Source organism: Geodermatophilus sp. CPCC 205761 (assembly GCF_051383655.1).
Taxonomy (GTDB): Bacteria; Actinomycetota; Actinomycetes; order Mycobacteriales; family Geodermatophilaceae; genus Geodermatophilus.
Window position 1 is genome coordinate 19,873 of record NZ_JALPKQ010000057.1, and the last position, 10,916, is coordinate 30,788.

The 10,916-nt window shown below is 71.4% G+C and carries 11 protein-coding genes; 3 read left to right on the top strand and 8 right to left on the bottom strand.

Going from position 1 to position 10,916, the window contains the following annotated elements:
* Window positions 1-74: 74 nt before the first annotated feature.
* The 4 genes from MY526_RS23775 to MY526_RS23790 all read right to left on the bottom strand — a co-directional run bounded on the left by MY526_RS23775 (window position 75) and on the right by MY526_RS23790 (window position 3,262).
* Window positions 75-482 carry a type II toxin-antitoxin system VapC family toxin gene (locus MY526_RS23775; RefSeq protein WP_436705206.1) on the bottom strand — a complete coding sequence of 136 codons (408 nt, stop codon included), beginning with the start codon at window positions 480-482 and terminating at the stop codon, window positions 75-77.
* A complete protein-coding gene (locus tag MY526_RS23780; RefSeq protein ID WP_436705207.1) occupies window positions 479-775 on the bottom strand; it encodes a hypothetical protein in 297 nt (98 codons plus the stop codon). Before MY526_RS23780 ends, MY526_RS23775 begins: the two co-directional genes overlap by 4 nt.
* A 903-nt stretch (window positions 776-1,678) precedes the next feature.
* A complete protein-coding gene (locus MY526_RS23785) occupies window positions 1,679-2,515 on the bottom strand; it encodes an MBL fold metallo-hydrolase (RefSeq protein WP_436694518.1) in 837 nt (278 codons plus the stop codon).
* Between the two features lie 42 nt (window positions 2,516-2,557).
* Entirely contained in the window at window positions 2,558-3,262 is a 705-nt protein-coding gene (locus MY526_RS23790) for a DUF899 domain-containing protein (RefSeq protein WP_436694519.1), read from the bottom strand.
* 322 nt (window positions 3,263-3,584) lie between these two features.
* On the opposite strand from MY526_RS23790, the gene MY526_RS23795 reads away from it, so the two are divergent.
* Window positions 3,585-5,519 carry a primary-amine oxidase gene (locus tag MY526_RS23795; protein WP_436705208.1) on the top strand — a complete coding sequence of 645 codons (1,935 nt, stop codon included), beginning with the start codon at window positions 3,585-3,587 and terminating at the stop codon, window positions 5,517-5,519.
* Window positions 5,520-5,824: 305 nt separating this feature from the next.
* On the opposite strand, the gene MY526_RS23800 is transcribed toward MY526_RS23795, so the two are convergent.
* From MY526_RS23800 to MY526_RS23815, 4 genes are all read right to left on the bottom strand, one after another.
* Window positions 5,825-7,675: a potassium channel family protein gene (locus MY526_RS23800; RefSeq protein WP_436705209.1), complete on the bottom strand. Its 1,851-nt coding sequence runs from the start codon at window positions 7,673-7,675 to the stop codon at window positions 5,825-5,827.
* Window positions 7,672-8,058 (bottom strand): DUF6394 family protein, encoded by a 387-nt coding sequence (locus MY526_RS23805; RefSeq protein WP_436694522.1) that lies wholly within the window; start codon window positions 8,056-8,058, stop codon window positions 7,672-7,674. The genes MY526_RS23800 and MY526_RS23805 overlap by 4 nt, the downstream gene beginning before the upstream one ends.
* A 59-nt stretch (window positions 8,059-8,117) precedes the next feature.
* Window positions 8,118-8,738 carry a TetR/AcrR family transcriptional regulator gene (locus tag MY526_RS23810; RefSeq protein WP_436694523.1) on the bottom strand — a complete coding sequence of 207 codons (621 nt, stop codon included), beginning with the start codon at window positions 8,736-8,738 and terminating at the stop codon, window positions 8,118-8,120.
* Window positions 8,739-9,135: 397 nt separating this feature from the next.
* Complete coding sequence (locus tag MY526_RS23815; RefSeq protein ID WP_436694524.1) at window positions 9,136-9,753, bottom strand: hypothetical protein; 618 nt, start codon at window positions 9,751-9,753, stop codon at window positions 9,136-9,138.
* Window positions 9,754-9,896: 143 nt separating this feature from the next.
* On the opposite strand from MY526_RS23815, the gene MY526_RS23820 reads away from it, so the two are divergent.
* Together MY526_RS23820 and MY526_RS23825 are read left to right on the top strand one after the other, a co-directional pair.
* A complete protein-coding gene (locus tag MY526_RS23820) occupies window positions 9,897-10,250 on the top strand; it encodes a hypothetical protein (RefSeq protein WP_436694525.1) in 354 nt (117 codons plus the stop codon).
* A gap of 342 nt (window positions 10,251-10,592) precedes the next feature.
* On the top strand, window positions 10,593-10,916 hold a 324-nt coding region (locus MY526_RS23825; protein WP_436705210.1), incomplete at its 3' end, for a DUF222 domain-containing protein.

Sequence of the window (10,916 nt, forward strand, 5' to 3'; positions counted from 1 at the left end):
CGAGGGACCAGGTCACAGGACCGCCCCCTGGCGCTGCCACACCCGCAGGCGCTCGCTGATCGAGGCGCTCCGCGCTACCAGATCGTCTTCACCAACCCCAGCTCGGTGATGCGCCGGTCGCGCGTGACGAGAGGCAGGCCGAGGGCCATCGCCGTCGCGGTGATGAAGCGGTCCCACGGGTCGCCCAGCCCATCGCGGGGGATCTGCCGAAAGGCCGCCGTGACGTCGAGCGTGATCGACTCGGCCTCGAGCGCGGACTCGGGGTCGCGTAGCAGCCCTACGACCTGGCCCAGCTGATCGTCGGTGAACGTTCCGCGCGTGCGGACGACGTACCAGAGGTCGACGACCGAGGCGATGGAGACGGAGATGCCGTCGGTCGACTCCGCGTTCTCCAGCGCGGCGAGCGCGACCGGGGAGAGCCTGCGATCCGGGTCGTCGAGCAGGTACCAGACCAGCGCGTGGGTGTCGGCGACAACCCTCACGGGGTCGTCATGTCCCAGGCACCGCCGTCGCGGTAGCGATCGGCCGAGTCCCGGGCAGCGGCGGAACTAGCGGCCTCGAAGTCGTCCGGGATCGGGGCTGACCCCGAGCCGGCCAGGGCTCCGCGCACGGAGCGGCGGCGCTCCCCCGCCGGAGTCCGTGCGACGGGCACGACGCTCAGGTGAGTGCCGGGCTTGACGCCCAGACGAGCGAGTTGAGTCGCGTCGATGACGCCGGAGCCGTCAGCGCCGACCACGAGGTCCAGGACCTCGGGCTGCTGCTCGGCGGATGGCATGATCGAAGAATAGCGCCGTCGACGCGCGCATCGAGACTACGAGCGAAGCCGTCGGGCTCGCGGCGAGTGGGCGCGCCATTGCCGGATCGGGCGGGACTGCCCAGGGTTCGGCCTCCTCCTGGGTGACCTGCTACTTGTCATCCGCTTGCTCATGAGGCGGCGCGGCGTCTCTGAGCGGCCCACTAAGGGACACCCTCCGGGCGGCAGTGCGCCTAGGTCAGTTCCTACGCGCGAGGCGCCTGACCGTGCCGAGTACGTAGATCAGCGAGAGCACAAAGAACAGTCCACCCACGGCGGCTCGCACCTGGTCGTCGGTCAACGGTGAGCGCTGTGCGATCGGTCCCGCGACGGCGTCTCCCACCTTCGCGCGCCAACCCTGGAGACCAGCCTTGCCGAGCGACACTACATCCATCGACGCCCACTACCCCGCTGGTCCTGGGGTAGGCCACGACATGGGGCAGCATGCCTCGTCGGGTAGGGACCAGCCGGACCCGCTTCAAGCCCGAAGCCTGCCCCTTGTCCCCTGCGCCTTGTGCCCTAAGCGGCCCACTGTGGGACACCGGACGCTGGCCTGTTAGCTCGGTAGCTCGCGATCAGCCGAACTCTCAGCCGCCTTCAGTTCTGACCACTGGCCGATGGCCTTCCCCGCGTTGATCAACGCGAGGAGTAAGGCGCCTGCACCGATGACCTGGTGAGCCTGATCTCCGTAGAGGAGCACGAGTACCCCGAAGACCGCCATGAGGAGGGCCGAAAGCACGAGGGACCAGAAGACCCCGCGTGGAGTCTTGAGCCGTCGCCACCCTCGCACCGGCCGAGTTTGCCCCCAACCGGAGGCGGATGCGGTTGAGGTCACTCAGACGGCTGACACCGGCTAGCTTTCGCCCTTGACGTCAAGGGCGAAAGCTAGCCGGGCGTCCCATCGCGCTCGCGTCGTCGAGCGAGGCTCTGGAGTTGCCCTGCGTGTATGTCGCGCACCCATTCCCAGCCGGGCTCGACCGATGGGCCGATCCGCGGGTCGTCGGGAGCACGGCCGTCACGCAGGGCGTGGACGTACGCGCGGTCCTGGTCGATCCGTGCGCGTACCTGACCATCTCCGCCGACCGACCCGTGACCGGGGATGACGACATCGACGTCGTCCGCCACGCCCTCCAGCAGCCGCAGCCCGACGAGGTAGTCCTCGATCGGGTCATCGGTGCTGGCCACGTCGTCGAGCATCGGGATGAACACATCAGAGAGCATGTCGCCGGCCACGAGAACGCCACGCTCCTCGATCAACAGCGCCGCATGGCCCGGGGCATGCGCCGGGTGCTCGATGATCCGCACTCGAGGGCCATCCCAGGGAAGCCGCGCAGTCGCGTCCGGCAGACCGGTGATGAGGCCGAACAGGTCCAGCGGTACCTCATCGGCGATCTCCGGCGGCAACCCCTCGGCGACGCGGGACTTCCAGTCCGCGTCCGACCGCAGATCTCGCACACGGGCCGCACAGCGGGCTGTGCCGTAACGGGGCGCGTCGCCGAGTGGGGCGTGCCAGAGCACGTGGTCCCAGTCAGGATGCGTCGAGAAGCCTGCCACAACGGGTTGGCCCAGATCGGACAGGTCGTTCGCGAGGCAGGACATCTCGTCGCCCGTGATGCCGGGGTCGATGAGCAACACGCCGGCTCGCCCTCGCACGACGACGGCGTTGTTCCGGAGCAACTCGCTCCGGTGGACCAGCACACCCTCCGCGACCTGCCTCAGCACGGGTGGCTCCTTCCGCTCGTGGTCACGCCGCGCTACTCGCCATCACATCTGGCCGTACTCGTCGTGTCGTCGCCACCAGACGTACGGGTCGCCTTGCGGGCGATCCGCCGGGGAGTCCTCCCAGTGCTCCTGGCGACCGAGCGGCGTGAGGTCGAGAAACGTGAGCGCGGATCCGATCGTCTCGACACCACGCCCGTTGACGAAGTACGTGCGGAAGACCGCGTCGTCGTCCCGGATGAACACATTGACGCCGAAGTACTCCTCGACATCGAAGTCCCGGGAGAAGTCATCGCCGACCAGCGTGTACCACGGCACGCTCCATCCCATTCGGTCGCGGTAGGTCTCGATGCGTTCCTGAGGTGCGGCGGACACGAAGGCGAGTGTCGTGTCGCGAGCGTTCAGGTGCGCGGGATGCGTGATGCTGTCGGCGAACATGGAGCAGCCGGAGCACGCTCCCTCCGGCCAGCCCTCGACATCGGGTGCATAGAAGAAGCGATAGACGATGAGTTGCCGGCGGCCCTCGAAGAGGTCCACCAGACCGACCTCACCGGCGGGACCCACGAACCGGTAGCCGGTGTCGACCTGCATCATCGGCATCCGCCGCCGCGCCGCGGACATCTCGTCACGAGCAGCGGTGAGCGCCTTCTCCCTGGTCAACAGCGCCTCGAACGAGGCGCGCCACTCAGCCGGCGAGACCACCTCCGGAAGCCCGACGTCAGCGTGCGTGCGTGAAGGAGCATCCGTCATGTGACGCCTCCCCTCGGGACACCGCTGATCCAGGTCGGTCGCACCCGGTGGACAGCTACGGCCCGGGTGCCGCCCAGCACCTCCCGGGGAAGACTGCCGGGCACGACCGAACTCATCGCTCGCAACGCTTCTGCTCCTGACCTGCGAGTTCGTGAGACGGCCTCCGTCGCTCCCCAGCGAGCCCCCGCCGATCGCGGCTACGACCACGACACGTGCCGACGGATCCTGCCCTGCTGAAGGACCCGCCGGGCTGACGGCGAAGCCCGTTGACCCTCGGCCGCGGACGGGAGAAGCGTGGGCAACCCGCGCGCGAGGAGCTCCGATGACCGCGACATCCACCCGGGCCACGACCGTCCGCCACCCACTGGCGCGGCTGACCGCAGAAGAGATCGAGAAGGTCCGCGACCAGCTCGCGGCCGCCGGCATGCTCACCGACACCACCCGCTTCGTCTTCGTCGAGCTCGAGGAGCCCGACAAGGGCGACGTGCTCAGCTGGCGGCCCGGTGCGGAGGTCGACAGGCGGGCGCGCGTCCTGCTGCTCGACCGCGCCACCGGGGTCGCCCGCGACGTGTCGGTCTCGCTGACGGAGGGCGCCGTCGCCCGGGATGTCGTGATAGACGCCGCCACCGAGGGGCAGGTACCCCTCCTCGTCGAGGAGTTCATGGAGCTCGACGGGATCGTGGCGGCCGACGAGCGGTGGGCCGCGGCCCTGGCCCGGCGGGGTCTCCCCGTCGCGGAGGTCCGTTGCGCGCCGTTGTCCGCGGGCATGTACGGCCTGTCCGAGGAGGTCGGCCGGCGGCTCATTCGCGTGCTCGCCTTCCACCAGCCTGATCCGCAGGACAACCCGATGGCTCACCCGGTGGACGGCCTGGTCGGCGTCATCGACCTCACGGCGGGCGTGGTGACCGCGGTGCACGACCTGCTCGATCTCCCGGTTCCGTCCGAACGCGGCCGCTGGGACGCCCCGCCGCACGCGGTGGAATCCCGGACGGACCTCAAGCCGATCGAGATCACCCAGCCCGAGGGCGCGAGCTTCGTCGTCGTCGACGACGAGGTCAGCTGGGCCGGCTGGCGGTTCCGGATCGGCTTCGACGCCCGCGAGGGACTCTCGCTGCACCAGCTCACGCATGACGGCCGGTCGGTGGTCTACCGCGCATCGATCGCCGAGATGGTCGTGCCCTACGCCGACCCCTCACCGGCTCGCTACTGGCAGAACTACTTCGACGGCAGCGAGTACCTCTTCGGCCGGTTCGCCAACAGCCTCGAGCTCGGCTGCGACTGCCTCGGCGAGATCCACTACTTCGACGCCACGCTGGCCGACGAGATGGGCCACCCGCAGCTGATCCGCAACGCGATCTGCATGCACGAAGAGGACTTCGGGCTCCTCTGGAAGCACCGCGACCTGTGGTTCGACATGGCCGAGACCCGGCGGCAGCGCCGGCTGGTGATCAGCTTCGTCACCACGGTCGGGAACTACGACTACGGCTTCTACTGGTACCTCTACCTGGACGGACGGATCCAGGCGGAGGTCAAGGCGACCGGCATCCTCTGGACGAGCTCCTACCGAGGGATCGACCACCCCTACGCGACCGAGGTCGCCCCCGGGCTGGGCGCCCCGTTCCACCAGCACCTGTTCTCCGCGCGGTTGGACATGGCCGTCGACGGGATGACCAACTCGGTCTACGAGGTGGACGCCGTCCCGGACGCGGTGGGTGGCGTCAACCCCTACGGCAACGGGTTCCGCCGCCGGATGACGCCGCTGAGCTGTGAGTCGGAGGCACAACGGATGGCCGATCCGTCGGTCGACCGGATGTGGCAGGTGGTCAATCCGTCGGTGACCAACCGGCTCGGGCAACCGGTCGGCTACGTCCTGATCCCGGAGGGCAAGCCGGTCCTGCTGGCCGACGAGTCCTCGTCCATCCACGAGCGGGCCCGGTTCGCCACGAGACACCTGTGGGTCACGCAGTACGACCCTGCCCAGCGGCACCCGGCCGGGGACCTGGTCAACCAGCACGCCGGGGCCGGCGGGCTGCCGGTGTTCGTCGCCGGCGACCGGCCGCTCGAGGACCAGGACGTCGTCCTGTGGCACACCTTCGGGATGGTCCACTTCCCGCGGCCGGAGGAGTGGCCCGTGATGCCGGTCGACTCGTGCGGGTTCACGCTCGCGCCGGTCGGCTTCTTCGACCGCAACCCCGCCCTCGACATCCCCGGGCCGGCCACGGGCCACTGCGCGCACTCCACCCACGGGTCCGAGTGAGAGTTCGAGTTCGCGGATCCGTTTGCCGCGGCCCTCCGGCCGCCGGGGAGAGGTTCCGGGCCAGGTCACGATGCCGGGCGTACCAGTCGCTGCGGAGCAGTTCGCCCGGGTCGTGTCGGCGCTTGAGCGCGAGAAAGTGCGGAGCTGACCCTGCCTCACCGCACCGTGCAGAACACCCTGCGCAAGCTGCAGCTGCACGATCGCGTCGAGCTGGTCCGCTGTGCCGTCGAGCAGGGACTCGACGAGGGTGGGCCGCGCCGACGGTGAGGCTCCGCCGCATCCGACGACACGCGCTCTCGTCGTCGCTACGACGGCGTGCGTTCGGTCGGGCGCTCGGCCGGTGCCCCCACCGGGGTGCGGGTGATCGTGCGCCAGACCCAGCTGGTGGGAACCCGGCGTCCGGACACGACGTACTCGAGGACGGAGTCCACCAGCAGGATCCGGCCCAGCGCCCGCCGCGCGGCCGCCCAGCCGGCGAGCAGCAGCTCGTCACCGGTCCGCAGCACGACGTCGTCGTCCGGCGCCAGCATGGCCCGCCCGCCGCGGAGGACGAGCAGGACCATGGCGTGCAGCGGCTCGTCCCGGTCCTCCGGGTTGCGCAGCAGGTCGCCGAGCCGGACCTCGCCCGACGGCAGACACCGGGTCAGCGCGGGCGCCTCCTGAGGGGTCAGCCGGACCTTCCACAGCACCTGCAGCTCCGGACCGCACAGTTGGGTGAGCCGGTCGACGAGGTCGGCCGCCCACGCGTCACCCTGGGCCGGCATCTCGCGGATGAAGCGCCACAGCAGCGGGGTGGACAGCTGCGCGTAGACCTCGTGCGCGATCACCTCGGTCGGCACCAGGAGGGCGTCGACCGCCATGGCGGAGAACAGCGGCGCGCTCGCCGGCCGGTTCTGCCGGGCCGCGACGAACAGCGATGGGTTGGCCCGCCGGGCGGCGGCCACGAGTGACAGGTTGGCGGTGTCGTTGTCCGTGCCGGCGACGAAGCCGACCGCGTGCGCGAGGTCGATCCGCTCGAGCACCTCGGGCTCGGAGCCGTCCCCCACCACGATGTCGGCGTCCTCGGGACCGGTCGGGTTCGGCTCGATGACGGTGACCTCGATCCCCTCGGCCCGCAGGTCGGCGGTGAGCTCCCGGCCGAGGCGGCCGTACCCGCAGACCACCCAGCGCCCGCTGCGCGGCGGCGTCCCGCGGCCGGGCAGCGGCGCCCCGGGTCCGCTCTCCAGCCAGGTGAGCAGCTGGTAGGACGCCGGTGCGCTGAGCGCCAGCCGCAGGTGGTCGCCGAAGCGGTCGAACGGGTCGACCACGCTGGGGTCGCCGAACGCCCGCATCCGGTCGGCCATGGCCCGGGAGGTGGCGCGGGCGATGACCGGCAGCTCGGGCCGGAGCAGCGCGGCGGCCATGACGACGGTGAGGTTGGTCTCCTCGTCGTCGGTGAGCGCCACGACCGCCTCGCAGCACGCGTGGTTCAGGCCGGCCACGGTGAGGTGCCCGGGGTCGCGGGCGTCGGCGGCCAGGGCGGGGACGTCGGCGTGCAGCGGGGCGAGCTCCAGGTCGTCGATCCGCTCGGAGTTGGCGTCCAGGACGACGAACCGGCGGCCGAGCGCGTCGATCGACCGCCCGAGGAGCTCGCCGGCGCGCCCGTACCCGGCGATCAGCAGGAACGGCTCGCGCAGCCGGGACACCTTGCGGGTGAAGTGCTGCAGGGCCAGCGCCGAGCGGAACGCGCGGTCCTGCAGGAGGGCGAGCAGCGAACCGATGGCGTAGGCCCAGCCGACCACCGTCAGGTAGATCGAGATGGTCACCCACATCCGCTGGTTGTAGGTGAAGGGGTACGGGATCTCGCCGAAGCCGATCGTCGAGGCCGTGTAGCTCATGACGTAGAACGCGTCGAAGAACCCCATCCGGTACGGGTCGCCCTCGAGGTCCTGCCCCGGGATGAGGGTCAGCCCGAGCACGCTGACCGCGAAGATGACGATGAGCACGATGAGCGGCGCACGCATCCGCCGCATGACCAGGAAGATCGTCGCCGAGGCCTCGGCCGCCGACGCGGCGGCGACCAGGAGGGTGCTGCGGCGCACCGGCCGGTCGTCCTCGCGGCCGAAGACGTTCCGCCAGAAGGCGAGCAGGGGGTTGCCCACGACGACCTCCGTCACCCGCGGTGGAAGGACACCGTCTCCACGACGAGCAGGACGACGGAGACGATGTTGGCCAGCAGCGCGCCCCCGGACAGCGAGACCACGCTCGCCGTCCAGGCGGGGGTCATGCCGGCCGTGGAGACGTACGAGGCGTAGCCGAACATCAGCGTGGCGCCGATCAGCTGCAGGTCGGCGACGAGGCTGGTCGCCAGGTGGACGGCGCCGATCTGGGTGCGGTCACCGAACTTCAGCACCGTCGCGATCAGGTTGACGACGACCGCCGCGAACAGCTCGTAGGGGTTGTGCAGCTCGGGGTCGTCGATGTCGCCGATGAAGAACCCGAAGTTCAGGGTGGCGGCGAGCACGACGAAGAAGCCGAAGACGACCTTCTCGAGGTTCACCCGGCCTCCCGCGTCTGAGGCCCTGCGCTGCCCCGTCCGGGGCGATCCAAAACCCGCAGCTACCGGGCGCGCAACAGCGGCAGCATCACGCCGTCGACCAGCTCCCGCACGACGTCGGCGTCCAGCGTCCGGCCGGTGACCAGCCAGCGCAGGGCGACCACCGCCGTCCCGGCCTCGACCGCGAGCGAGTCCGCCGCGGCCCGGCTCACCTCACCACGCTCCACCGCCCGGTCCAGCACGGTGGCCCACGCGCGGTCCCAGTGCGCGAGCGGGCCCCGCTGGAATGCCTCGGCCAGGACGCAGTCGTCGAGCACGGCCCCGATCAGGCTGCGGGTGGCCCGGCCGGGCGGGCCGGCGAGCAGGTCCAGCGTCGAGGTGAGCAGACCGAGCATGTCCTCACGCAGCGTGCCGGTGTCCGGGGCGACGATGAGCTCGCCCAGCACGTCCATCACGCCGAGCAGGAGCTCGGACTTGCTCGACCAGCGGCGGTAGATGGTCGCCTTGCCCACCCCGGCGGCCAGGGCCACCGCGTCCATGGTGAGGGCGGCGTACCCGTCGCGGCCGAGCACCTCCAGCACCGCGGCCGCGATGGCCTGGTCGCGCGCCGGGTCGAGCCGTCGGACGCCGCTGCGGGTGCGGGCAGGCGCCGATGGCGGGCGCTTGTCCTCACCGTCGGTCACCGATCGAACGTACTGCGTGGCCCGGGCGTGGCGCAGCCCCCATGGTGGATCTCCGTCCGCGACGGGTTCCCCGGCGGCCCCCACACGCGGCGAGGCCGGTCGCGGATGTCCGCGACCGGCCTCGTCGTCCCCGTCCGGCACCGCTGTCCCCCACAGCCGTACCGGACGTCCCCCGGGAGGCGGCACCGTCCCCCACGGTGACGCCGGTGGTGCTCCCGGCGACGCCGTCCCCCACAGCGCCCCCGGTCGTGCTCCCGGCGACGCTGTTCCCCCGCAACGTCGTCGGTGGTGCTCCCGGCGACGCTGTCCCCCACAGCGTCGCCGGTCGTGCTGCCGGCGGCTCCATCCCCCCGTGCAAGGGAGACGCCGGCTGTCTGTCAGGCCCCGGAGGGCCGGCTCATCGGGCTCCGCCGTCGCGCTGGACCGCGCTGAAGGTGAAGTCCAGCTCGCTGACGGCACCGGCGACCAGGTCGGCGGTGGTCGTCGACGGCAGGGACGCGGTGAGCAGCAGGTGGTCCACCCCGGCGGCCGCGAGGCCCGCGGAGCCGCCCAGGGCGGTGTCGGCCACGACCGGGCCGGCGTAGTGGCGGGCCGTCGTCCCGGCGCAGGACCACAGGCCCGCGTTCAGCTCCCAGTCCACCGAGCACGACTCGACCAGCAGCTGCAGGCCGTCGTCCGCGTCGGAGTCCAGGACGCTCGACGTCGTCGCCGTCGAGGTCAGCCGCAGCTCCGAGAGCGCCACCGAGCCGTCGTTGACCAGGTCGATCGCCGAGCTCTCGGCGTCGCCGGCCAGGAAGCTGCCGTTGTCGAACAGCGACAGGGTCGCGGCGTCGGCGGCCTCGGTGAGCGCGATCGAGAGCACCCCGGTGTCGAGCTGGGTCACCACCGGCGTCGTGCTGTCGGTGAACGTGCCGAAGGTGCCGAGGCCCGCGACGGTCGCGGCGACCCCGAGGACGCCGGCGGAGGCAAGGACGCGCCTCCGGTTGGCGCGGAGTCGGGCGTTCTGGGCGGTCACGGTGGTCCTCCTCGGTCCGGTTCGTCGCCGTGTCCCGGCGACAGGGAGAACTCTGGAGGGCCAACCGCAGGGTCCCCGCCCGGCAACCGCAAGGAATCCGCAAGCTTGCGAAACCCGGTTGCCGGTCTCCCTACCGTCGGGACATGACCCGAACCGAGGAGCTGGAGCCGGTGCACCGCCGTGAGGACGGCGAACTCGTGGGCTACCTGACCGCCGAGCGGCGGGACGGCGCGGACGTGTGCGTGGCGCGCTCCCTCTTCGGCTCTCCGCTGCGGGCCTTCCCGGCGCGGGAGCAGGCGGCGGCGTTCCTGCGCCATCGCGGCCTGCCGCTGCTCGCCGAGCGCTGGTGGTACCGCCCGGCCGACGGCTCACCCGAGCGCCCGACGACGCTGGTCGAGGCGCGGCTGGGCGAGGTGACGGTGCGCTTCGGCTACGACCCGGAGGTCGTCACCCTCTCCGGCGCCGACCTGGACCGCCTCAGCCTTCCGCACGCCTGAGTACCGCCAGTGAGGGCGGGGAGATGGATCCATCCTGAGCGGCCGCCATCCCGGCGCCGAGGAACTCGATCTCGCGCGCTGAACCGTCAGGTCGGCTCGGCACTCGAGGCAGGCATCGGCTGGAGCCACCTCGCCGGCGCAGCCGCTGCTCACCCCGAGTACGGCGGCTCGTCGTGGACGCCGGCAGCCTCAACGGCGGGCGGGTCATGGGAGGCGGTGCAGGGCTTGTGCAAGACCGCCCCGGGATCTGTGGACGGGCGACTGACCTGGGGATTCAGGCGCTGCTGAACTCCCGGCGAGGTAGACTTCGAACACCTGATCGAAGCGTGGTGGGAGGCGCACATGGGTGAGTTGGCGGTCGCGCTGGACGGGCTGGCCGACGACGAGCTGGACTCGTTGTTCGGGCCGGCGCTGCTGGACCGGCTGCGCGGGTTGCTGGTCGCGGAGAACCGGCTGGCCGCCGAGATCACGCGCACCGTGCGGCAGTGCGAGCTGGCCGGCGCCGCCGAACACGACGGTCTCACGACGATGCCGTCCTGGCTGCGCGGCCACGCCCGGCTGTCCCCGGCCGCGGTCCGCCGGGTGGTCGGCAACGGCCGGGCACTGGAGCACCTGCCGGCCCTGGCCGCCGGGTTCGCCGCCGGACAGATCACCGCCGACCAGGTC

What these genes read in the sequence shown, in the direction of transcription:
- MY526_RS23780 (WP_436705207.1), bottom strand. Translation starts at nt 775, where the DNA reads ATGCCATCCGCCGAGCAGCAGCCCGAGGTCCTGGACCTCGTGGTCGGC.
- MY526_RS23790 (WP_436694519.1), bottom strand. Translation starts at nt 3,262, where the DNA reads ATGACGGATGCTCCTTCACGCACGCACGCTGACGTCGGGCTTCCGGAG.
- MY526_RS23820 (WP_436694525.1), top strand. Translation starts at nt 9,897, where the DNA reads ATGACCCGAACCGAGGAGCTGGAGCCGGTGCACCGCCGTGAGGACGGC.
- MY526_RS23795 (WP_436705208.1), top strand. Translation starts at nt 3,585, where the DNA reads ATGACCGCGACATCCACCCGGGCCACGACCGTCCGCCACCCACTGGCG.